Source organism: Pistricoccus aurantiacus (assembly GCF_007954585.1).
GTDB lineage: Bacteria > Pseudomonadota > Gammaproteobacteria > Pseudomonadales > Halomonadaceae > Pistricoccus > Pistricoccus aurantiacus.
Genome location: NZ_CP042382.1, coordinates 3,099,775 through 3,121,779, shown reverse-complemented (window position 1 = coordinate 3,121,779; position 22,005 = coordinate 3,099,775). Strand labels below are relative to the sequence as shown.

Here is a 22,005-nt window from a genome sequence, read left to right as displayed (position 1 = left end):
AAAGTCGTCGAGGTTAGGATACGATGTTCGATAATTTCACCCAGGACCGACTGAATGGACGATTCTCCCTTGGTAGTGGTCGAGGGGTTGCGGTTTTCCCGAGGCGACAAGGAAATCTTTCGCGGAGTGGACATGACCATTCCTCGAGGCAAGATCACGGCGATCCTAGGCCCCAGCGGTAGCGGCAAGACCACGATATTGAAACTGATGGGCGGACAGCTGACGCCGGACGCGGGGCGGGTGACTTTCGCCGATCAGGATGTTCATCGTATTTCTCGGCGCGCCCTGTTTGCCTTGCGCCGCCGCATGGGCATGCTGTTTCAAAGCGGCGCGCTGTTTTCCGATCTCAGCGTATACGAGAACGTGGCTTTTCCTCTGCGGGTGCACACGAAGCTGACCGACGACATGGTACGCGACGTGGTACTGATGAAACTGGAATCCGTCGGGCTGCGAGGCGCGCGATCCTTGATGCCGGCAGAACTTTCCGGTGGCATGGCCCGGCGGGTGGCCTTGGCGCGAGCGCTGGCGTTGGATCCGGAACTGATCTTCTACGATGAGCCCTTCGTCGGCCAGGATCCCATCTCCATGGGTGTGCTGGTGCAGTTGATCAAGCGCGCCAATCGAGCCTTGGGTCTGACCAGCGTGATCGTTTCCCATGACATCAAGGAGACCCTTTCCATCGCCGACTATGTGTATGTCATCGCGGACGGCAAGGTGATGGCACAGGGCACGCCGCAAACCCTCGACGTGGACGACGACGCCCGGATCCGCCAGTTCATTCACGGCGAGCCGGATGGCCCGGTGCCGTTTCATTATCCCGCTCCGGCGTTTTTCGACGATATCCTGCAGACGGAGAGTCGGCGATGATCGAATTCATTCTTCGCCTAGGGCGGCGCGGCTGTACATTGCTGGAAGCCCTGGGGCGCGCCGGCGTTTTTCTATCGCGATCGATGGTAGGCATTCCTTCCCGGCAGGGCCTGCACCTTTGGCTGCATCAGATGCATTCCGTCGGCGTGCTGTCCTTGGCCATCGTGCTGGTTTCGGGACTGTTCATCGGCATGGTGCTGGCGCTACAGGGCTATACCATTCTGGTGGACTTCGGCGCCGAGGAGGCGCTGGGGCAAATGGTCTCTCTGACCCTGCTGCGGGAGCTGTCGCCGGTGGTGGCGGCGCTTCTGTTCGCCGGACGGGCCGGGTCCGCCCTGACCGCGGAAATCGGTTTGATGAAGGCCACGGAGCAGTTGACCAGCATGGAGATGATTGGCGTCGACCCGTTGCGCCGCATCGTGGCGCCGCGCCTGTGGGCCGGCTTCGTTTCGTTGCCCCTGCTGACGGTGGGCTTCAGCGTCATCGGCATCTGGGGCGGCTATCTGGTTGGCGTGGATTGGCTTGGAGTGTTCGAAGGCTCCTATTGGAGCAGCATGCAGTCCAGCGTCGAGTTGTTCAACGATATCGGCAACGGCATGCTCAAGAGCCTGGTGTTTGCCTTGGTGGTGACCTGGATCGCGGTATTTCAAGGTTATGACCTGGTGCCGACTTCCGAAGGGATCTCGCGGGCGACGACCCGTACCGTGGTGTACTCTTCGTTGGCGGTACTGGGGCTGGATTTTGTACTTACCGCGCTGATGTTTGGAGAACTAGGATGAAGCGCAGCAAGATGATCGAGTTCGGGGTGGGGCTGTTCATGCTCGCCGGCATCCTGGGGATTCTGTTCCTGGGGCTGCAGGTCAGCGGCTTGTCCCTGGGAAAGGTCGATGAGAATTTTACTCTCAAGGCCAATTTTTCCAATATCGGTGGTCTCAAGCCTCGGGCGAGGGTCACACTGGCCGGGGTGACCATCGGTCGCGTGACCAGTATCGAACTCGACGAGGAATGGTTCGATGCTACCGTGACCATGGCGCTGGACAGCTCCCTGGAAGGGGATCTACCGGAGGATTCCACCGCCGCTATCCTGACCGCCGGTCTGCTGGGGGAGCAGTATATCGGTATTTCCGTTGGCGGCGCGCCGAACATGCTCAAGGATAACGACACCATTCGTGACACTCAGTCAGCCTTGGTGCTGGAAGAATTGATTCAACAGTTCGTTTCCGAAATGGTCGAGAAATGACCCGATCACAGCAAAAGGACGATTCGATGCGATACGCAATGACAGCTTCTAGATTCTCGAGCTTGCTGCTGGCACTTCTATTGAGTCTTGGCGCGGGGATGGCCTTGGCGCAACAGGCCGATCAGCGCCCGGAGCAGATGATTCGCCAAAGCGTGGATACGCTGATGAGCAAGATCGAAGGTCGCAAGGACTATTTCAAGAACAATCCCGATGAGCTGGAAGCCGTCGTCGACGACAGCCTGGAAAATATCGCGGATTTTCGCTACATCGGTGCCAGCGTCATGGGACGGTATTTCAAGAACGCCAGTCCCGCCCAGCGCTCGCGTTTCGCGGACGTGTTTCGGCAGACCCTGATCGACACCTATGCCAAGGGGTTGGTGACCTTCGATTATCAGGATATTCGCGTGCTGGATAATCAGAGCTCGCGTTACGAGGATCAGGCCAGCGTCGATATGGAAGTGGTGGCAAGCGATGGCAAGATCTATCCGGTCAGCTACTCCTTGCGTCTGGGAGACGGCGAATGGAAAGTGGTCAACGTCATTGTCAACGGCATCAACCTGGGGCTGACTTTCCGCAATCAGTTCGATCAGGCGATGCGTAACCAGAACCGCGATTATGATGCGGTCATCGACAACTGGGCGCCGGAAGTGGGTGTCGATGAGCTCGAGCAGGGCGGCAACGCATGACCCAACTGTTCGAGGGAGAGGGAGCTCGTCTGGAGGCCCGGGAGGATCGTCTGCTGGCGTCCGGGGATGTGGATTTCTCGGTGGCGCCGCCGCTGGCCGCTGCCGGGCATCAATGGCTGGAGCAGCGGCCAGCGCAAAGTACCGTCAGTATCGATATGAGCGGTGTGGACCAGGTCAGCAGCGCGGCCCTGAGCGTGGTGCTCGAATGGCTTCGCGACGCGCATCGTTCCGGGGTCAAGGTGCAGGAGGTTGCACTTTCCAAGCCGCTCAAGCGGCTGACAGAGTTGGCGGGACTCGATGCCCTGTTGCCAGGCAGTGAGGCAGCGTCTGACCAGGAAAAAGCGTCAGATAAAACACAGGCGAGCGATCCGGCGCCATAGCGCGCATTCGGGCTCAATCAAGCAGTGTCGCCAGAGGGCTTGGAGTGGCTTCGCCATCGCCAAGCCCTTTGCTTTTGTATACCATGGCGAGGGTCTGGCACCGAGTCAGACCGCTACGCCAGTGCAACTCAAGGAGGCTTCTCATGCAATCTCAGGACGTCAAGACGTTGCTCGACGAGCGAATCGAAAGCTGTGATTTTCACGTGCGCGGCGAAGGCTGTGATTTTCAGGTGATTGCCGTGGGTGAGGTATTCGCGTCCCTGACGCCGGTGCGTCGCCAGCAGTTCATCTACGAAGCCCTGACCAATGAAATCGCCAGCGGCGAGATACATGCGGTCAGTATCAAGACCTATACGCCCGCCCAGTGGCAGACCGCCCCAGAAAACACCGGAAGCTGACAGAGACCATGGACAAGCTGATCATCACCGGTAACGGGCCGCTTGACGGCGAGGTCTGGGCAAGCGGCGCCAAGAACGCGGCGTTACCCATTCTGTGCGCCACGCTGCTTTCCGAAGGGCCGGTGACCATCGGCAACCTGCCTCACCTGCAGGATATCACCACAACCCTGGAGCTATTGGGGCGCATGGGGGTCGAGCCGGTACTGGGGGAGCGCATGACCATTCAACTCGATGGCGCCCAGGTGAAGGACTGCCATGCGCCTTACGAACTGGTCAAGAAGATGCGCGCCTCCATTCTGGTATTGGGACCATTGCTGGCGCATTTCGGTACCGCGGATGTATCGCTGCCTGGCGGCTGCGCCATCGGCTCGCGACCGGTGGACCTGCACCTGCGCGGCCTGGAGGCGATGGGGGCGGAGATCAGCGTCGAGAACGGCTACGTGCGTGCCCGAGTGCCCGGCGGTCGCTTGAAAGGGGCGCATGTCTTCTTCGATACGGTGACGGTGACCGGCACTGAGAACCTGCTGATGGCCGCGAGTCTGGCTGCCGGCACCACAGTGCTGGAAAATGCCGCTCGGGAGCCGGAAATCGTCGATCTGGCGGACTGCCTGATCAAGATGGGCGCCAACATCAGCGGCCACGGCACGGATACCATCACCGTAGTCGGCGTGGAGCGGCTGCATGGCTGCGAATATGATGTGATGCCAGATCGCATCGAAACCGGCACCTTTCTGGTAGCGGCGGCAATGACCGGGGGGCGGGTGCGGGTACGCAAGACCCGCGCGGATATCCTCGAAGCGGTGCTGGCCAAGCTGGAAGAGGCCGGGGCTTCGATCACCACCGGCGCGGACTGGATCGAGGCGGATATGCAAGGCAAGCGCCCACGGGCGGTCAATATTCGTACCGCGCCTTATCCCGCGTTTCCCACGGACATGCAGGCACAGTTCGTGGCCCTCAATGCGGTAGCGCAAGGCACGGCCCGGGTGGTGGAAACCATCTTCGAGAATCGCTTCATGCACGTGCAGGAACTCAACCGAATGGGTGCCAATATTGCTCTCGAGGGCAACACCGCGGTCATCACCGGGGTGGAGCAGCTATCCGGCGCGCCGGTCATGGCAACGGATTTGCGGGCGTCCGCTTCCTTGGTCGTGGCGGCGACAATCGCTCAAGGCGAAACCCTGGTGGATCGTATCTATCATATCGATCGGGGCTACGAGTGCATCGAGGAAAAGCTACAGTTGCTGGGAGCAAAAATTCGTCGAGTTCCCGGTTGAATGTTGAACAAGTTATTGATTAGGCATCCAATTTATTCATAAGTGTATGGCACGATGTCCAAACAATTGATTCTGGCGCTTTCCAAGGGTCGTATCCTCGATGAAACCTTACCGCTGCTGGCGGACGCGGGGATTTGTCCGACGGAGGATCTGAAAAAAAGCCGTAAACTGCTATTTGACACCAATCTGGCGAATGTCAAGCTGGTGGTGATTCGCGCTTCCGACGTGCCGACCTACGTGCAGCTGGGAGCGGCGGATCTCGGCGTGGCAGGCAAGGACACGCTGCTGGAACATGGCGCGGAAGGCCTTTACGAACCGCTGGATCTGGAAATCGCCCGCTGCAAGCTGATGACCGCGGGTATTCGCGATGCCCGCCCCGCCGGACCGAGGCGTCGGGTCGCCACCAAATTCGTTTCCGTGGCGCGAAGTTACTATGCACAACGGGGTATTCAAGCCGAGGTCATCAAGCTGTATGGGGCCATGGAGCTGGCGCCGTTGATGAATCTGGCGGACGAGATCGTCGATATTGTCGATACTGGCAATACGCTGCGGGCCAACGGCATGGAGCCTCGCGAGGTCATTGCTTCCATCAGCACTCGTCTGGTGGTCAATCAGGCCGCCATGACCATGAAGCACCGGCAGTTGAAGCCCTTGATCGAGCGCCTGCGCGAAGCGGTCGACAACCGTAGGCAGACGCATTCGGCGCTTGCCTGATTCCGTCGCCGTCCATCGTGATGGATCCGCCTTGTCCGCCAGAGAACCTATGAGCCCATCGTTATGAGTCCTACTGATTTGAAGATCGATATCACTCGTCTGTCCACCGATGCAAGCGACTTCGATAGCCGGCTGAATGATCTGCTGGCCTGGGAGGGCGTGTCCAGCGCGGAGGTGGCGGCCCGGGTCGAGGAAATCATCGGCGCGGTGCGCCTTGACGGGGACGCGGCCCTGCTCGACTACACTCGGCGCTTCGATCGACTCGATGCCCAGGACATGACGGAGCTGACCCTGGGCGCCGGACGTCTCGAGGCCGCCTATCGTGGTCTACCGCCGGCCCAGCGGGACGCCTTGAGCGTCGCCGCCGAGCGTGTGCGGAACTATCATCAGCGCCAGAAGCCAGAATCCTGGCACTATACGGATGAACTGGGCAATCTGCTGGGCCAGCAGGTCACCCCGCTGGATAGGGTCGGTATCTATGTGCCCGGCGGCAAGGCGGCCTACCCTTCGTCGGTGCTGATGAACGCCATTCCCGCTCGGGTGGCAGGGGTGAAGGAAATCATCATGGTGGTGCCGACCCCGGATGGCGTCGTCAACGAGCTGGTGCTGGCGGCGGCGCATCTGGCACAGGTGGATCGTGTCTTCACCCTCGGTGGCGCCCAGGCGGTAGCGGCGCTGGCCTATGGCACCGAGACGGTGCCGCGGGTCGACAAGATCGTCGGTCCGGGCAACATCTATGTCGCCACCGCCAAGCGAGCGGTGTTCGGTCAGGTGGGGATCGACATGATCGCCGGCCCTTCGGAGATTCTGGTCGTCAGCGATGGCACCACGGACCCGGACTGGCTGGCAATGGATCTGTTCTCCCAGGCGGAACACGACGAGGATGCCCAGGCGATTCTGGTGGGCTGGGATAGCGAGCACCTGAACGCGGTCGCGGCATCCATCGAGCGCCTGCTGCCGAGCATGGAACGCGCGGAAATCATTGGCGCTTCTCTCGAGAGGCGCGGTGCGCTGATCGAGTGCCGGGGCCGCCATGAAGCCATAACCCTGATCAATCGTATCGCGCCGGAACATCTGGAACTTTCCGTGATTGATGCGCAGAGCTGGCTTGCGGAGGTTCGTCACGCCGGCGCAATCTTCCTCGGACGCTATACCTCCGAGGCGCTGGGGGACTACTGCGCCGGACCCAATCACGTGCTGCCGACTTCCGGCACGGCGCGTTTTTCATCGCCTTTGGGTGTCTACGACTTCCAGAAGCGCTCCTCGATCATTCAGTGCACCGCTCAGGGAGCGGCGCAGTTGGGCGAGACTGCTTCGCGGCTGGCGCGAGGTGAGTCCTTGACCGCCCATGCCCGTTCCGCCGAGCTTCGAATCAAGGGGCAGGGTGATCGCGCCTAATCCTGGGTACGATTTTCCGCGCGAGGTTTGGGACGTTCGCCGACCGTCAAGACGATTTCCTGACGTTCGCCGTTGCGTAGAATTCTGAGCGGCAGCTGGGTGCCGGGGGGAATCTCCGCAATATCCGCCATGACCGCCCGAGCGTCCACCAAGAAACGATCGTTGATCTTCAACAGCACATCGCCGCTTTTCAGCCCCGCCTTGTCCGCGGGGCCGTTCGGCACCACGCGGGTGATCGCCACGCCTCCCAAAGCCTTCAGACCGAAGGAAGTCGCCAGCTCCTGGGTCATCTGTCGAGCCTCGACCCCCAGCCAGCCGCGAATGACACGCCCTTGTGTCACCAGCTGATCGAGAATGTCCCGGGCGAGATTGGCGGGAATTGCGAAGCCGATGCCCTGAGAGCCGCCGGAGCGAGAAAAGATGGCGGTATTGATGCCGACCATGGCGCCTTCCGGATTGACCAGCGCACCCCCGGAGTTGCCTGGATTGATGGCTGCGTCGGTCTGGATGAAATCCTCGTAGGCATTAAGCCCCAGATGGTTGCGTCCCGTGGCGCTGACGATGCCCATGGTTACGGTCTGGCCGACGCCGAAGGGGTTGCCGATGGCCAGGACTACATCACCGACTTCCGTCTTTTCCGAATCGCTCAGCGCGATGACCGGTATGTCATCCAGTTCGATGTGCAGAACCGCCAGGTCGCTTTCCACGTCGGTGCCAATGACCGTTGCCAAGGTCTCGCGTCCGTCTCGCAGCGCTACCTGTATCTGATCCGCGCCGCTGATGACATGCTGGTTGGTCAGCACATAGCCGCTGTCGCTGACGATGACCCCAGACCCCAGGCTCGACAGCATGCGCTGGCGTTGTGGCATGTCGTCGCCGAAGAACTGACGAAAGAAAGGGTCTGACATCAGCGGATGCTGCTCGCTTTCGACGATCCGTGAGGAATAGATGTTGACCACCGCAGGGGCCGCCCGCTCGACCCCCTCCGCATAGCTGACCGGTCCGCCTTGGCGCGAAACGGGCGGCGCGGTGCGTATTTTTGGGGCGGGGCGCGAAATTTCTTCACCTGGCGCTTCGCGAGTCGGTGCCAGGATCGAGGGAGGTACGACGTTCTGGTTCCCGTCCGAGGGCGCTTTGAAGATTGAACGACTTCCAAGCTGTGGAAAGAACATCAACAGCCCTACGGCCAGTATTATACCGGCAAGAATGGGCCATATAAGCCGTTTAAGAAGACGACGCATACCCGGATCCTTATTAATGAACGCTAGCGATTCACGGTGTTAAAATGGCGGCAGTGTAACATTGCCAACGCCGTAACTTCTGCTACCGAGTCGCCGGACAGGCAATGCGGATTGATATGACGGACGATACAAACGTAACGGTGCAAGGAGAAGCCATGATCGGTCGAGATACCCTAGTAGCCGCCTGTGATGCTCGTCTAGAGCCGGCGCGGTTCAAGGATTTTACCGTTAACGGACTGCAGGTATCGGGAAAGGAGCGTATTAATCGCATCATGAGCGGCGTGACCGCCTGCCAGACGCTGCTTGACGAAGCGGTCGCCTGGCAGGCGGATCTGGTACTGGTGCATCATGGCTATTTCTGGAAGAACGAGCCCGTGGAGATCACCGGTATCAAACGCAAGCGGCTGGCGACCTTGATGCTCCATGATATTAATCTGCTGGCCTATCACCTGCCGCTGGACGCGCACGCAGAGCTGGGCAACAACGCTCAGCTAGCCCAGCAGCTGGATCTGGTGGTAGAGGGGTGTGTGGATGGCGATCTTGGCCAGGGGCTTTTATGGCAGGGATGCCCGTCGTCGGCACTCGACAGTCAGGCGCTGGCGGCGCTGGTCTGGGAGCGTCTTGGTCGCAAGCCGCTGCTGATCGAAGGTCACGATCGAGAGATTCGTAGCCTCGCCTGGTGCACCGGCGCCGCCCAGGACATGATCGTCCAAGCCTGGGAAGCCGGCGCGGATGCATTTATTTCCGGTGAGATTTCCGAGCGTACAACGCATCTGGCCCGAGAGCTGGGTATCACCTACTTGGCGGCGGGCCATCACGCCACGGAACGCTACGGCGTACAGGCGATGGGGACGTGGCTGGAGGAGCGCTTCGGTATCGAGCATCGTTACATGGAAATCGACAATCCGGTGTAAGCGCTTTTCGGCGCTTAATAGCGCGGTGCCGGAGAAGGTTGATTCGCCTCGTTGTCTTCGTGTTCGAGGCCGAAGTTTTCCGATAGGGTACCGTGGTTGCCATCCGCGTAATCCCGTGGCATCGCCGGTGCCGCGTTCTCCGTTGCAGCATGAGTCATATTCGAGCCGTGTTGAAGGCGCAGTGTCCCGGATAGCGTTTCCGCATCTTGGGCAAGGTGTTGCTCGAGCATTTCGCTTTGACTCTTGATGCTGTCGGAAAGCTCTCGGGCGCGTTGGACATGTGCGGTAAAGGCTTCTCTGGTCTGATTGAGCTCAAGCTCGAGTTCCGCCAGCCGCTGGCGCTTTTTCTGGTTGCTTGTACTATCGGTATTGAAAAGATGATAGCCCAGCGCGCCGATGGCCACGCCGATCAAGCCACTGACCACAATAGTGGCAATCCATTCGATATTGCTTGCTTCCACGTGGAACTATCTCCGCTTCATTGGACTTTCTGGCCTGCGCATCTCCAACGTAGGCCAAATCGATGTGTCGTTATTATACGAGGCAAGACAAGACTCGGGTCAATGCACTTGTACGCCCACGGTGCGCAAAGGATAGGCATGGCGTACAATGCGGCCTTTTCAGCATCGTCTCGAGTCAGTTCATGTGCGCCAAACCAACTTCCATCAAGACGACTTTGTCGGCGGCTTCCTCTCATTCAGCGGGGCAATTCAGGGCGTTGTCGCCGATGGCTCGCTACCGAGAAAATCTGTCTCGCAAGGGATTCGAGTACGATGCCTCCCAGGAAAAGGCGGTAAAGCATCTGCAGCGTCTTTTCGAGCAGTTGCTTGAAACGACTTCCATGGAAAAGCCTCCCGCCAAGACTGTCAAGAAGGCGCTGCGTTCGAGGATGTCCGGACTGTTCAGCAGCGCTAAAGTCCGCGGTCAAAAAAAATCGGTCCTGGATGCGACGACTGACATCCAGGGATTGTATCTCTGGGGCGGTGTCGGTCGGGGCAAGACCTATCTGGTGGATACGTTCTACGAGGGATTGCCCTTTCCCGACAAGATGCGCACTCATTTTCATCGATTCATGCAGCGGGTGCACGCGGAGCTCAATCATTACAAGGGAGAAAAGAACCCGCTGGAATTGATCGGCGCCAAGTTCGCCGCGGAAGCGCGAGTGATCTGCTTCGATGAATTTTTCGTCAAGGACATTACCGATGCAATGATTCTCGCTAATCTACTCGAGGCGCTGTTTTCCCGAGGTGTCGTGCTGGTGGCGACCTCCAATATCCCGCCCCGGGAGCTTTACAAGGATGGTTTGCAGCGCTCGCGTTTCCTGCCAGCCATCGCACTTCTCGAAAAGTACTGCGAAGTGGTCAACGTGGATTCCGGGGTCGATTATCGGCTGCGCACCCTCGAACGAACCCAGGTATTTCACTCACCAGCGAATGCTGCCGCAGAAAGGGCGTTGGCCAACAGCTTCGTCGAACTGGCGGGAAGCGAAGGTGAGCAAGAGGTGGATCTGGAGATCAACGGCCGCAGGATTCGCGCCAAATGTCTGCATGAAGGCATCGTCTGGTTTGATTTCGCCGAGCTCTGCGAGGGCCCACGTAGTCAAAATGATTACATCGAACTGGCACGGGAGTTTCATAGCGTGCTGATATCTCAGGTGCCGCGGATGGGCCGCGGGCAGGATGATCAGGCGCGCCGCTTCATCAATCTAGTCGACGAATTCTATGATCGCGGAGTCAAGCTGCTGATGTCCGCGGAAACCACGGCGACGGATCTGTATACCGGAAGCAAGCTGAGTTTCGAGTTCACGCGCACCCAGTCGCGACTTCAGGAAATGCAGTCCAGGGAGTATCTGGCCCTGGCGCACAAGGCCTGATTCAACGCCGATCGGGGAAAGCTCTATGCTCTTAACTCTGCGAAAAGAGTCGTGTACAATGCGCGCTCGCTCCACTGTTGTCCGGCAAGAAAGACTCTTTGTCGGACAACCAAGAAAAATAGGGATGGTCGCGTACCCTTGTCAGGGTGCCAGGCCCAACACATCAATTTGGTGATTCAATCCATGAAGACGTTCAGTGCCAAGCCACAGTCCGTTCAACGCGACTGGTTCGTCGTTGACGCGGCGGACAAGACGCTCGGTCGCCTGGCGACGGAAATCGCGCGTCGCCTGCGTGGCAAGCATAAGCCGGAATATACCCCCCACGTGGATACCGGTGACTATATCGTAGTGATCAATGCGGAAAAGGTCCGGGTGACCGGTAACAAGGCCGCCGCAAAGACCTATTACCGCCATACCGGCTATCCCGGCGGTCTACGTTCCATGACCTTCGAGAAGATGCTCGATCATGCGCCGGAGCGCATTATTGAATCCGCCGTCAAAGGGATGTTGCCCAAGGGTCCACTGGGTCGCGCCATGTACACCAAGCTCAAGGTCTACGCCGGCGGCGAGCATCCGCATGCCGCGCAGCAGCCGCAAGCATTGAACCTCTAAGGGATAGAACGCCATGTCACAACAGTATTACGGTACCGGACGCCGCAAGACGTCCACCGCTCGCGTCTTTATGAAGCCGGGCAGCGGCAAGATCACTGTCAACAGCCAGGATCTCAACGATTACTTCGGCCGTGTCACCGGTCGTATGGTGGTTCGTCAGCCGTTGGAGCTGACGGATACTCAAGGTCAGTTCGATGTCTTCGTTACCGTCAAGGGCGGTGGAGGCTCCGCACAGGCGGGCGCCATTCGTCACGGTATCACCCGCGCCCTGATGAGCTATAATGAGGATTTCCGCCGTCCATTGCGTGAAGCCGGTTATGTGACCCGCGACGCTCGTGAAGTCGAGCGTAAGAAAGTGGGTCTGCGCAAGGCGCGTCGTCGTCCTCAGTTCTCCAAGCGTTAAACGCGGAAGACTGCGACAAAAGCGCCCGGATGCCTCAGTATCCGGGCGCTTTTTTATTACAATTCAAGAACATCGATTATAATACCTGGCGATCCATGCATTCAGTAACTTGTTTTGATGAGCGCGTTTTCTTAGGATAATCGCAGTTTTGCGTAGCTGGCGAGATGCACAAGAAAAGCATGCGTGCGGATTCATTGATGGGAGAAACCATAAAATGGCAGATAACGGCGTGAACAAGGGGAGACGCCGTTTCCTCATAGGTGCGACTACCGTGGTGGGAGCGGCAGGTGCGGTTGGAGTGGCGGTTCCCTTCGTGGCTTCCTGGCAGCCAAGTGCCAAGGCCCGAGCGGCTGGTGCGCCAGTACAGGCGGATGTATCGAAACTCGCGCCGGGTCAACAAGTTACCGTGGAGTGGCGAGGCAAGCCGATCTGGATATTGCACCGCAGTGAAGCGATGATCGAGCAGATCAAGGAGCTTGATCCATCACGACTGCGGGATCCTAAGTCCGAAGTCGATCAGCAGCCGTCTTATGTGGATCCGGTATTACGTTCGATCAAGCCTGAATACATGGTATTAATCGCGATTTGTACGCATTTGGGTTGTGTGCCCGTCTTCCGTCCAGAACCCGGAGCGGCGGACTTGGGAAACACTTGGCCTGGTGGCTATTTCTGTCCTTGCCACGGATCGCGCTTCGATCTCGCGGGGCGTGTATTTACCGGGGTGCCGGCGCCGACCAACCTAGTGGTGCCGCCGTATCGCTATGACACCGACGACGTTATCGTCATCGGTGAAGAACAGGAGGCGAGCTAATGGCTAATCCTAACAAGGCCAAGGCCGAAAGCGGTTTCATGCGCTGGGTCGACGATCGTTTCCCCGCCACTCAGATGTGGCAGGAGCACCTGTCCAAATATTACGCACCCAGAAATTTCAATTTCTGGTATTACTTCGGTTCTCTCGCCATGCTGGTCCTGGTCAATCAGATTCTGACCGGCGTCTGGTTGACCATGAGCTACAATCCCACCGCCGAAGGCGCCTTCGCCTCCGTCGAGTACATCATGCGGGACGTGGAGTACGGCTGGCTGATTCGCTATATGCATTCTACCGGCGCCACTGCTTTCTTCGTGGTGGTCTATCTGCACATGTTCCGCGGCTTGATGTACGGCTCCTACAAGGCGCCTCGGGAGCTGATTTGGGTTTTCGGCATGATCATCTATCTGGCGCTGATGGCCGAGGCCTTCATGGGCTATCTGCTGCCTTGGGGCCAGATGTCCTACTGGGGTGCCCAGGTAATCATCTCGCTGTTTTCCGCCATTCCAGTGATAGGCGACGACTTGACTCAGTGGATTCGCGGCGACTTCCTGATTTCTGGCATCACCTTGAATCGCTTCTTCGCTCTGCATGTGGTGGCGTTGCCCATCGTGATTCTGGCGCTGGTAGTATTGCACATCATCGCCTTGCACGAAGTGGGCTCCAACAACCCGGACGGCATCGATATCAAGGCCAAGACGGATGAAACGGGCAAGCCTCTGGATGGCATTCCCTTCCATCCGTACTATACGGTCAAGGATATAGTCGGGGTGGCGGTATTCCTCTTCGTGTTCGCCGCGGTGATCTTCTACTTTCCTGAGGGCGGCGGCTACTTTCTTGAAAAACCCAACTTCCAGCCTGCTGATCCGCTTGTGACGCCGAGTCATATCGCGCCGGTATGGTACTTCACGCCGTTCTACGCCATCTTGCGGGCGATTACCTTCTCTTTGTTCGGGCTCGACTCGAAGTTCTGGGGGGTCATCATGATGGGCGCCTCGATCGCGATTCTGTTCGTGCTGCCTTGGCTCGATCGTAGCCCGGTTCGCTCGATGCGCTACAAGGGCTGGATTTCCAAGATCATGCTGGGGTTGTTCGTCATCAGCTTTGTCATTCTGGGAGTTCTCGGTACATTGGCGCCTACGGACCTTCGCACGTTGACCGCTCAGATATGCACCGTCGTGTATTTTGCCTACTTCCTGCTGATGCCGTTCTACACGCGCTTCGAGAAGACCAAACCCGTTCCGGAAAGGGTGACAGGTTAATGAAAAGACAACTGTTCGCACTGCTGATTGCACTGGTGCCGCTGACCGGTTTCGCCGCCGGCGGTGAAGTCCATCTCGATGAGATGGAGCCGAATCTCAGCGACAAGGCTTCGCTGCAGCATGGCATGCAGCTCTACACCAACTACTGCATGGGCTGTCATTCCCTGGAGCATCAACGCTATGCTCGTGCCGCGGAGGATCTGGACATACCCGAGGACCTGGTCACCGAGAACCTGATTTTCTCGAGTGAACAGAAGTTCAACGACCAGATGCAAAATGCCATGAACGCCAGTGACGCGGAAGGCTGGTTCGGCGCGGCGCCGCCGGACCTTTCCCTGACAGCACGGCTGCGCGGTACCGATTGGATCTACACCTACCTGCGCAGTTTTTATCGGGATCCGGAGCGTCCTTTGGGGATCAACAACACGGTGTTTCCGCTGGTCGGCATGCCCCATGCGCTCGAGCAGCTACAAGGTGTGCAGGAATTGACCTGCGCGGAAACCGATGAGCCGGTGGAAGGATCCGAGCCAGATCCGCTGACTGGCAAGTACCAATCCTGCGATGTCCTGCAGGTGGTCGAGCCCGGCAAACTCGAGCCGGAAGAGTTCGATGAAGCGATGTATGATCTCACCAACTTCCTGGCCTATGTAGGTGAGCCTTCCAAGCTGCAGGCTCAGGCGCTGGGGCCGAAAGTGCTGATCTTCATTCTGATCTTTGGTGTGATCGCCTACTTCCTCAAAAAGGAATACTGGCGCGACATCCACTGATCGGTAAGGCTGGTGAAGGGCGTGGGGTTCAATGAACCCCACGCCCTTTTTGTTTATGGCAAGTGCAACCGTGCCCCATGGACTGATACGAAGCCGATTTTCCGACACCAGAGACAAAGACGGACGTGTTATCATGGCGGTTCGACTAGATACGAGGATTGTTTCATGGGTGTAGTGGCTAAGCGGTCGTCGATGATCTTCTACTCTGGCAGTGATGATCACTTTAGTCATCGAGTACGGATCGTGCTGGCGGAGAAGGGCGTCGCCGTCGACATTGTCGATGTCTCGGAAGGCAACCATCCCCAGGAACTCGAAGATCTCAACCCTTACAACAGCGTGCCGACGTTGCTGGATCGTGATCTAGTACTCTATGAGTCCAAGGTCATGATGGAATATCTTGATGAGCGTTTTCCTCATCCGCCACTGTTACCGGTCTATCCGGTGGCGCGGGCACAAAGTCGTCTCTGGATGCATCGTATCGAGCGTGAGTGGTGCCCGATGATCGAGCGCATTCAAAGTGGGAGCAAAAAGGAAGCGGAAAAGGGACGCAAGGAACTGCGCGAAAGCTTGGTGGGTATTGCACCGATCTTCGAGGACATGGCTTTCTTCATGAGTGAAGATTTCTCCTTGGTGGACTGCTGCATGGGGCCGATACTGTGGCGCCTGCCGTCCTGGGATATCGAGCTGCCGGAAAAGCAGGTCAAGCCGCTGATGGATTATATGGAGCGGCTTTTCGAGCGCGATGCCTTCAAGGCCTCGCTTTCCGAGACCGAGCGTGAAATGCGCGGTTGAGCCATTGATTCGTTAACCCAGGCGCTAACCCATGACAGGAGAGAGTCCGATGCAGTCAAGCCGTCCTTATCTCGTCCAGGCGCTTTACCAGTGGCTGCTGGACAACCACCAAACCCCTTATATCGTTGTCGACGCGGAACAAAAAGGCGTACAGGTACCGCGCTATCTGGTACAAAACGGTCAGATCGTGCTTAATATCGGCCCCACGGCGGTGCGAGACCTAGAGTTGAATCTGTCCGCGGTAACCTTCAGCGCGAGTTTTGGTGGACAGTCGACCCAGATCGTCATCCCCAGCGATGCCTTGATCGCGATCTACGCCAGGGAAAACGGGGTCGGCATGGTATTCGGGCACGAGCCGATCATGCCGGTGCAGGAAGGGGAAACCGCCGACGATTCTCAGCGCGAAAAGCAAGGCGCGCCGACGCTGACCAGGGTGTCGAAGGATGCCGAAGAGACGGAAGGTGGCAACAGCGCCGCTTCAGAGACGTCGAAAGTCGGAGCGAAAAAAAAGCCGTCCCTGAAAGTTGTCAAGTAAACTGTCGCAAGTGGATCATGCATCGTAACTAGAGGCGTGATACAACGATTACAAGACGCCCCGGACAGACTTGTCCGGGGCGTCTTGTTTTACAGGATTGGACGAGTCAAGCGGCTACGTCTCAGTCGAGGTATTCAAACGCCTTGACGATGCGCCTTACACCGCTGATTTCCGAAACCGCCTTGACGATACGCTCGCTCTCCGCGCGCGTCACCATGCCCATCAGATACACGGTGGAATTTTCCACTACAACTAGAATACGGCTGGAATCGATGTTGCCATTGGTTGCCAGGCTCGTCTTGATGCGGGTCGCTAGCCAGCCATCAGAAACTTTCTGCGAGGCGGGCAGATTCGCGGCTACCGTCAATTCGTTGTGCACGATACGCACATTACGAACCTCTTGGGCGATGTTTTCCGCCTTGCTCTTGAGTTCCTCGCTGGGTACCTGACCGGTCAGCAGTACGACGCCGTTGTAGCTGTCGACATTGATATGGGCATCGTCCAGGCGGGCGTCGTACTTGCCGAGATTGACGTCGATCTTGGTTTCGATGCTCTCGTCCTCGACTTTCATGCCGAGGGTGCGCTCACCGTAGTTTTCCTGAATCGGGCCGGTGTTCGACACCTTGGCTACGGTGGTACAGCCACCCAGCCCAAGAGCCAAAGCCAGCAGGAGAGGAGTCAGAGTCGTCTTTTTCATAGGGATCACTCGATAGCGCCAAAAAGTTGTTCGTCGATTAAATCGCAGAGACAGTGAATCACCAGCAGGTGAACTTCCTGAATGCGTGCAGTGGAGGTGGCAGGAACGCGAATCTCGCAGTCGTCCTGGCCCAGCAGCGACACCATGTTGCCCCCGTCCCGACCGGTCAGGGCGACCACGGTCATGTCCCGGTCATGAGCAGCCTGTATTGCCTGGACCACGTTGGCGGAGTTGCCGCTGGTAGAGATCGCCAGCAGAATATCGCCAGGCTGACCCAGAGCGCGAATCTGCTTGGAAAAGACCTCGTCGTAGCTGTAGTCGTTGGCAATGGAGGTGAGCGTGGAGGTGTCCGTGGTCAGCGCCATGGCGGGCAGGCTCGGGCGCTCCCGCTCGAAGCGGTTCAGCAGTTCCGAGGAAAAATGCTGACTGTCTCCGGCGCTGCCGCCGTTGCCGCATGCCAGAATCTTTCCTTCGTTGACCAGGCACTGCACCATCATCTGGCTGGCCACTTCGATGAAAGGAGGAAGCACTTCACTGGCATAGGTCTTGGTGTCGATGCTGTGATTGAAGTGCTCGATAATACGTGCTTGAAAATCCATCTTGGCTTCCTGATCCGGAGCGGTCAGTACGCATCGAAAGCGGCCTTGACCCAGAAGTAGTCGAGATTCGGTAACCTGCCGAGAACGGCCACCACGTCGAATCGACAGGGACATGATAGCCTTTCGCGGGCGAGATAAAAACGCGCAGCCTTGACCAGACGGCGCTGTTTGGTCACGTTGACGGTTTCCAGAGGATGACCGTGTCGCGTATCGGCACGATGACGTATCTCCACGAATACCAGAGTCTCACCGTCTCGCATCACCAGATCGATCTCACCTCCCTTGGCCTGCTGGTTGCGGGCGATCAGCGTCAACCCCTTTTGTTCCAGCCATTCCCCCGCCAGGGTTTCGACGGTCGCGCCTCGCCGGCGAGCGTCCTGTGGACCTGGAGACAATGGCTTCATCATGCTATCAGCGGGGCAACTGTGGAACGCCATCGGCGAATTGCGCCCAAGGCAGGTCACGTTCGATACGCCCGTTGTCACCAATTCCCAGCCGACCGGTAGCGCCACTCATCACGTTGCCGGGCAGCGCCTGGAGCTGAGGCAGGCGGCGCCCGAGTTCGAAGGCATCCACCCCCATGGCGTTGAGCTTGAGCAGTCCCGGATCCTTGTCCTCGGAAAGCTCTTGGTAGCTGTCGCCAAAAGGCAGGGCATCCGCCCCGCCGGCGGCGGCATCCGGAATCAGCCAGGGAATGTCGACGAAACGAATGTCGTTGAGGTCCTGATCGATACGCGGCTGGGGCCGGCCCTCGTAACTCTGGGAGGTGGCATAGATCGGCATTTCGCGGGCGTCATGATAGTCCAGATTGGGGGGGACCTGGCGTGCATAGCTCGGCAGAGCCAGCAGGAACAGCATGTCCACGTCGCCGCTTCGCCGCAGCAGACGAGCCACGGTATGATTGACCGGCTCCTTGGGATTGTAATGGAGCAAAACGGCAACTTCGCCGTTCTGTTCTTCAAAAGCCTGCTTGAAGGCCTCGCCGACCCGCTGGCCCCAGTCATTGTCCGGTACCAGGGCGGCGGCGAGGCGGTGGCCGTCTCGGGCTGCACCCCGAGCGATTACCTCGGCCTCGTCTTCCACGGATAGGCCATATTGGAAAAGATTGCTCGCTTGGCTACGGGAAGCAGTACCGTAGTTCAACGCCAGGGTGGGCAGCGGCAGCTGTTGACGGCTCTCGAGCTCGCTGACCTTTTCCTTGCTCAGCGGACCGAGCACCACCTGGGCGCCATTCATGACCGCCTGGGCATACAAACTTTCCAGATCCGCCTGGTAGGTGTCGAGATAGATCAAATCGGGGGGCTGGTCGCCCTCACGCTCGGCGATGGCATGACGACTCTCGATGCCTTGACGAATCTGCTTGGCTACCTCCGCCAGTGGGCCATCGCTGGGTAGCAGGATCGCCATGCGTTCGACTCGCGTGCCGCGAAGCTCTCCCAGGGTCACGAGATCCTCCGGCAGCCGCCGCGCCGCGGGATGACGCGGGTTTTCACTGCGCCAGGTTTCCAGCTGATCAAAGAAACGCGAGATATCGCCGTTGCTTTGGCGCTGCAATTCCAGCAATGACAGCCAGCCCCGAGTCAGGCTGTTCGCGTCCTTGGCCAACTCTCCACGCCCGGCGGTGTCGAGCCGGGAAAGCTGGCGCCAGATCGCGTCGTTGAGCGTGTCGTCGTCGGTGCTTGACTGCACCGCCAGAAGCGCTTCCAGGGAAGCCAGGGGCTCGCCGACATTGCCCAGCGCCAGGCCGCGCCGTTCAAGTAGGGTATTGGCTTGATCCAGAGACAGGTCGAGCCCGTCTTCGAGCAACGCCGTTGCCTGAAGAACACGGGAATCGTCCTGATTATCAAGCGCCAGACGCGATAGCAGCAGCGCCCACTGCACGCGCTGCTGCGGCGGTAGCTTGCCATCGTCGAGGTTGGCAAGAACCTCCATCGCCTGGGTGTCTTTGCCCTCTCGTGCTAGGATATCTGCGGCGCGAAAGCGGGTAGCCGCCGCCTGGGATGGATCCTGTTGCTCCGCCTGACGCAGCAGCGCATCCGCCGATGGACCGGTTGCCCGCTCAAGCAGGGGCGACTGGGTGGCGCAGCCACCTAACCCCAGGATGAGTAGCGCAAGTGTAAGCAGCGCCATTGCCCACAGGCTCCGCAACGGTGTTTTCATCGACTTCATTCCCTTTTTGGATTACTAGCTTCTGGAAATGCCATGACAGCTCCCGATTACGGCGCATTGTACGTGGTCGCCACACCGATTGGTAACCTCGAGGATTTAACGCCGCGAGCGGCTCGGGTGCTGGGGGAGGTGGCCTGTGTCGCTGCGGAAGACACCCGCCACAGCGCAGGCTTGTTGCGCCATCTGGGGCTGGAGCGGCCAATGCTATCCCTTCACGAACATAACGAGAGTACGCGGGTTGCGCGAATCACTCGCTATCTGGAAGCGGGACAGAGCGTCGCGCTGATCAGCGATGCCGGCACGCCCTTGATCAGCGATCCGGGGTTTCTGCTGGTGCGGGAACTGCGTCGGGCCGGGCATCGAGTGATTCCGGTGCCCGGCGCCTGCGCCTTGATCGCTGGACTTTGTGCCGCCGGGCTGCCCACGGATCACTTTACCTTTCAGGGGTTCCTGCCCGCCAGGCAGGGGCCGCGCCGTGCCCGGCTAGAAGCCCTCGCCAAGCGCGAGGAAACCTTGGTGTTCTATGAGTCTCCCCACCGCATTCAGGCTACCTTGATGGATATGGAGACGGTGTACGGCGAGCGGCGTCTGGTGCTGGGACGTGAATTGACCAAGACCTTCGAAACCTTTCTCGATGGCACGCCACAGGAGTTCCTTGCCCGTATGAATGAGGATGCCAATCAGGCCAGGGGCGAATTCGTGCTGATGGTGGAAGGCGCGCATATCGAAGCGGAGGAAAGCACCAGGGTAGAAGCCGAAACATTGCTGCGGACCTTGCTCGAGGAGGGCATCGGCGTCAAGCAGGCGTCTCAGGTGGCGGCGCGCCTGCTGGGAGGGGCTCGCAAGGATTGGTATGCCAAGGCTCAGGTGATTAAGGATGGAGAGAAGGATCATTCTGGTTAATGCAGTGTTATTAGACTAAACCTTGCGGAGCGCGGGAAAGGTTGGTTGAGCGGGCCAGGGAGCGCTGTTATGCTTGCCCGCCTGGGAGTCGGCCAGACAGTCGCCGCCGGTGGCCTACAAGCCGCCGGGGGAGGAAAGTCCGGGCTCCACAGGGCAGAGTGCCAGGTAACGCCTGGGCGGCGTGAGCCGACGGCCAGTGCAGCAGAGAGCAGACCGCCTACGTCTTCGCAGGAAGACCGGTAAGGGTGAAAGGGTGCGGTAAGAGCGCACCGCGCGCCTGGTAACAGTGCGTGGCACGGTAAACCCCACTCGGAGCAAGACCAAATAGGAACCCGTTGGCGTGGCCCGCGCTGGGTTCGGGTAGGTTGCTTGAGGAGCGTGGCGACGCGCTCCCTAGAGGAATGACTGTCCACGACAGAACCCGGCTTATCGGCCGGCTCCCTCCTTTTTTCAGTCAGCTTTTCCAGCATCGAGAACCGCATGTCGTCCTCCGATAATGACGTGGCTCCCAACCACACGACGTCCAATAGCATGGCGCCGCCTTCCTACCGCCATGCCAGCGTGTTGCTCGATGGCGCCGTGGATGCGCTCGTTCACGATCCCGGTGGCGTCTATCTGGATGGAACCTTCGGTCGTGGCGGACATTCCCGAGCGATTCTCTCCCGCCTGAATGATGCCGGACGTCTGATCGCGATCGATCGCGATCCCCAGGCGGAAACCGAAGCCCAGCGTCTTGCGGATACGCGCTTCAGCTTCCTGCGCGGCGAGTTTGCACAGCTTGACGATATCGCCTCGCGACAAGGGCTGTTCGGCAAGCTTTCAGGCATTCTGCTGGATATCGGCGTGTCCTCACCGCAACTGGACGACCCGTTGCGCGGCTTCAGTTTCCTGCGCGACGGGCCGCTGGACATGCGCATGGACCCGGATCAGGGCGAAAGCGCCGCGGACTGGCTGGCACGGGCGAGGGAGCAGGATATCGTTCGAGTATTCAAATCCTACGGCGAGGAGCGTTTCGCCAAGCGCCTGGCCCGCGCCATCGTCGCCCGCCGCACCGAGCGGCCCTTCACTCGTACACTGGATCTGGCAGAAGTCGTCAAGGCGGCGCATCCTGCCTGGGAAAAGCACAAGCATCCAGCCACCCGGGTCTTTCAGGCGCTGCGCATTCATGTCAACGGCGAGCTGGAGCAGCTCGACGCTGCCCTCGAGGCGGCACTGGAAGCCCTGGCGCCGGGGGGGCATCTGGTGGTGATCAGCTTTCACTCTCTGGAAGACCGGCGGGTCAAGCGTTTCATTCGCGAGCATGTGCGCGGCGATAGCCATCTGCCCCGGGGCATGCCGATTCGTGATGATCAACTGGAGCGTCGCCTGGAATCCCTGGGCAAGGCGCGACGCCCCGCCGGCGATGAAGTCGAACGCAATCCTCGTGCGCGCAGTGCGGTACTGCGCGTGGCGCGCAAACGGAAATAGAGCTCA

26 protein-coding genes and 1 other RNA gene are annotated in these 22,005 nt (G+C 59.0%); 21 read left to right on the top strand and 6 right to left on the bottom strand.

Going from position 1 to position 22,005, the window contains the following annotated elements:
* Positions 1-54 precede the first annotated feature (54 nt).
* The 9 genes from FGL86_RS14755 (at position 55) to hisD (ending at position 6,957) form a co-directional block, all read left to right on the top strand.
* Positions 55-867 (top strand): ABC transporter ATP-binding protein, encoded by an 813-nt coding sequence (locus tag FGL86_RS14755; RefSeq protein ID WP_147185343.1) that lies wholly within the window; start codon positions 55-57, stop codon positions 865-867.
* Positions 864-1,646 carry a lipid asymmetry maintenance ABC transporter permease subunit MlaE gene (mlaE, locus tag FGL86_RS14750; protein WP_147185341.1) on the top strand — a complete coding sequence of 261 codons (783 nt, stop codon included), beginning with the start codon at positions 864-866 and terminating at the stop codon, positions 1,644-1,646. The genes FGL86_RS14755 and mlaE overlap by 4 nt, the downstream gene beginning before the upstream one ends.
* Positions 1,643-2,107, top strand: a complete 465-nt coding sequence (gene mlaD, locus FGL86_RS14745; protein ID WP_147185339.1) for an outer membrane lipid asymmetry maintenance protein MlaD — start codon at positions 1,643-1,645, stop codon at positions 2,105-2,107. Before mlaE ends, mlaD begins: the two co-directional genes overlap by 4 nt.
* A gap of 98 nt (positions 2,108-2,205) precedes the next feature.
* Complete coding sequence (locus FGL86_RS14740; RefSeq protein ID WP_246131808.1) at positions 2,206-2,793, top strand: MlaC/ttg2D family ABC transporter substrate-binding protein; 588 nt, start codon at positions 2,206-2,208, stop codon at positions 2,791-2,793.
* A complete protein-coding gene (locus FGL86_RS14735) occupies positions 2,790-3,173 on the top strand; it encodes an STAS domain-containing protein (RefSeq protein ID WP_147185335.1) in 384 nt (127 codons plus the stop codon). Before FGL86_RS14740 ends, FGL86_RS14735 begins: the two co-directional genes overlap by 4 nt.
* A gap of 143 nt (positions 3,174-3,316) precedes the next feature.
* Complete coding sequence (locus FGL86_RS14730) at positions 3,317-3,571, top strand: BolA family protein (protein ID WP_147185333.1); 255 nt, start codon at positions 3,317-3,319, stop codon at positions 3,569-3,571.
* Between the two features lie 8 nt (positions 3,572-3,579).
* Positions 3,580-4,845 (top strand): UDP-N-acetylglucosamine 1-carboxyvinyltransferase, encoded by a 1,266-nt coding sequence (murA, locus tag FGL86_RS14725; protein WP_147185331.1) that lies wholly within the window; start codon positions 3,580-3,582, stop codon positions 4,843-4,845.
* 54 nt (positions 4,846-4,899) lie between these two features.
* On the top strand, positions 4,900-5,559 hold the full coding sequence (gene hisG / locus FGL86_RS14720; protein WP_147185329.1) for an ATP phosphoribosyltransferase: 660 nt from the start codon (positions 4,900-4,902) through the stop codon (positions 5,557-5,559).
* Between the two features lie 63 nt (positions 5,560-5,622).
* On the top strand, positions 5,623-6,957 hold the full coding sequence (gene hisD / locus FGL86_RS14715) for a histidinol dehydrogenase (protein ID WP_186764415.1): 1,335 nt from the start codon (positions 5,623-5,625) through the stop codon (positions 6,955-6,957).
* Here the strand turns inward: hisD and FGL86_RS14710 are convergent.
* Positions 6,954-8,198, bottom strand: coding sequence for a Do family serine endopeptidase (locus tag FGL86_RS14710; protein ID WP_147185326.1), 1,245 nt, complete (start codon positions 8,196-8,198; stop codon positions 6,954-6,956). The two genes, hisD and FGL86_RS14710, sit on opposite strands and share 4 nt — an antisense overlap.
* 155 nt (positions 8,199-8,353) lie before the next feature.
* Here FGL86_RS14710 and FGL86_RS14705 point away from each other — a divergent pair, with 155 nt between their 5' ends.
* The gene (locus tag FGL86_RS14705; RefSeq protein WP_147185324.1) at positions 8,354-9,112 is read left to right on the top strand and encodes a Nif3-like dinuclear metal center hexameric protein; all 759 of its coding nucleotides are present in this window, start codon (positions 8,354-8,356) and stop codon (positions 9,110-9,112) included.
* 14 nt (positions 9,113-9,126) lie between these two features.
* Here the strand turns inward: FGL86_RS14705 and FGL86_RS14700 are convergent, their stop codons facing one another.
* On the bottom strand, positions 9,127-9,573 hold the full coding sequence (locus tag FGL86_RS14700; protein ID WP_147185322.1) for a Z-ring associated ZapG family protein: 447 nt from the start codon (positions 9,571-9,573) through the stop codon (positions 9,127-9,129).
* A gap of 266 nt (positions 9,574-9,839) precedes the next feature.
* On the opposite strand from FGL86_RS14700, the gene zapE reads away from it, so the two are divergent.
* From zapE to FGL86_RS14660, 8 genes are all read left to right on the top strand, one after another.
* The gene (gene zapE, locus FGL86_RS14695; RefSeq protein WP_147185320.1) at positions 9,840-10,985 is read left to right on the top strand and encodes a cell division protein ZapE; all 1,146 of its coding nucleotides are present in this window, start codon (positions 9,840-9,842) and stop codon (positions 10,983-10,985) included.
* A 183-nt stretch (positions 10,986-11,168) separates the two neighbouring features.
* Positions 11,169-11,597: a 50S ribosomal protein L13 gene (rplM, locus tag FGL86_RS14690; RefSeq protein WP_147185318.1), complete on the top strand. Its 429-nt coding sequence runs from the start codon at positions 11,169-11,171 to the stop codon at positions 11,595-11,597.
* Between the two features lie 13 nt (positions 11,598-11,610).
* Entirely contained in the window at positions 11,611-12,000 is a 390-nt protein-coding gene (rpsI, locus tag FGL86_RS14685; RefSeq protein ID WP_147185316.1) for a 30S ribosomal protein S9, read from the top strand.
* A 214-nt stretch (positions 12,001-12,214) separates the two neighbouring features.
* A complete protein-coding gene (gene petA, locus FGL86_RS14680; protein WP_147185314.1) occupies positions 12,215-12,811 on the top strand; it encodes a ubiquinol-cytochrome c reductase iron-sulfur subunit in 597 nt (198 codons plus the stop codon).
* Positions 12,811-14,070, top strand: a complete 1,260-nt coding sequence (locus tag FGL86_RS14675) for a cytochrome b (protein ID WP_147185312.1) — start codon at positions 12,811-12,813, stop codon at positions 14,068-14,070. The genes petA and FGL86_RS14675 overlap by 1 nt, the downstream gene beginning before the upstream one ends.
* Positions 14,070-14,837 (top strand): cytochrome c1, encoded by a 768-nt coding sequence (locus FGL86_RS14670; RefSeq protein ID WP_147185309.1) that lies wholly within the window; start codon positions 14,070-14,072, stop codon positions 14,835-14,837. Before FGL86_RS14675 ends, FGL86_RS14670 begins: the two co-directional genes overlap by 1 nt.
* A gap of 165 nt (positions 14,838-15,002) precedes the next feature.
* Positions 15,003-15,629, top strand: a complete 627-nt coding sequence (locus FGL86_RS14665) for a glutathione S-transferase N-terminal domain-containing protein (protein WP_147185307.1) — start codon at positions 15,003-15,005, stop codon at positions 15,627-15,629.
* Positions 15,630-15,678: 49 nt separating this feature from the next.
* Positions 15,679-16,164 (top strand): ClpXP protease specificity-enhancing factor, encoded by a 486-nt coding sequence (locus FGL86_RS14660; RefSeq protein WP_147185306.1) that lies wholly within the window; start codon positions 15,679-15,681, stop codon positions 16,162-16,164.
* 121 nt (positions 16,165-16,285) lie between these two features.
* On the opposite strand, the gene FGL86_RS14655 is transcribed toward FGL86_RS14660, so the two are convergent.
* Genes FGL86_RS14655 through FGL86_RS14640 form a run of 4 tightly spaced genes read right to left on the bottom strand, consistent with a single transcriptional unit; the run spans position 16,286 to position 19,620 of the window.
* Positions 16,286-16,861, bottom strand: a complete 576-nt coding sequence (locus FGL86_RS14655; RefSeq protein WP_147185304.1) for a BON domain-containing protein — start codon at positions 16,859-16,861, stop codon at positions 16,286-16,288.
* 5 nt (positions 16,862-16,866) lie between these two features.
* Positions 16,867-17,460, bottom strand: coding sequence for a phosphoheptose isomerase (locus tag FGL86_RS14650; RefSeq protein WP_147185302.1), 594 nt, complete (start codon positions 17,458-17,460; stop codon positions 16,867-16,869).
* A 23-nt stretch (positions 17,461-17,483) separates the two neighbouring features.
* Entirely contained in the window at positions 17,484-17,864 is a 381-nt protein-coding gene (locus tag FGL86_RS14645) for a YraN family protein (protein ID WP_147186226.1), read from the bottom strand.
* 7 nt (positions 17,865-17,871) lie between these two features.
* Positions 17,872-19,620, bottom strand: coding sequence for a penicillin-binding protein activator (locus FGL86_RS14640; RefSeq protein ID WP_147185299.1), 1,749 nt, complete (start codon positions 19,618-19,620; stop codon positions 17,872-17,874).
* Positions 19,621-19,662: 42 nt separating this feature from the next.
* Here FGL86_RS14640 and rsmI point away from each other — a divergent pair, with 42 nt between their 5' ends.
* The 3 genes from rsmI (at position 19,663) to rsmH (ending at position 21,999) form a co-directional block, all read left to right on the top strand.
* Positions 19,663-20,532, top strand: a complete 870-nt coding sequence (gene rsmI / locus FGL86_RS14635; RefSeq protein ID WP_147185297.1) for a 16S rRNA (cytidine(1402)-2'-O)-methyltransferase — start codon at positions 19,663-19,665, stop codon at positions 20,530-20,532.
* 84 nt (positions 20,533-20,616) lie between these two features.
* Positions 20,617-20,977, top strand: an RNA gene (gene rnpB / locus FGL86_RS14630) — RNase P RNA component class A.
* A gap of 86 nt (positions 20,978-21,063) precedes the next feature.
* Positions 21,064-21,999, top strand: coding sequence for a 16S rRNA (cytosine(1402)-N(4))-methyltransferase RsmH (rsmH, locus tag FGL86_RS14625; protein ID WP_147186225.1), 936 nt, complete (start codon positions 21,064-21,066; stop codon positions 21,997-21,999).
* The last annotated feature ends 6 nt before the right edge of the window (positions 22,000-22,005 follow it).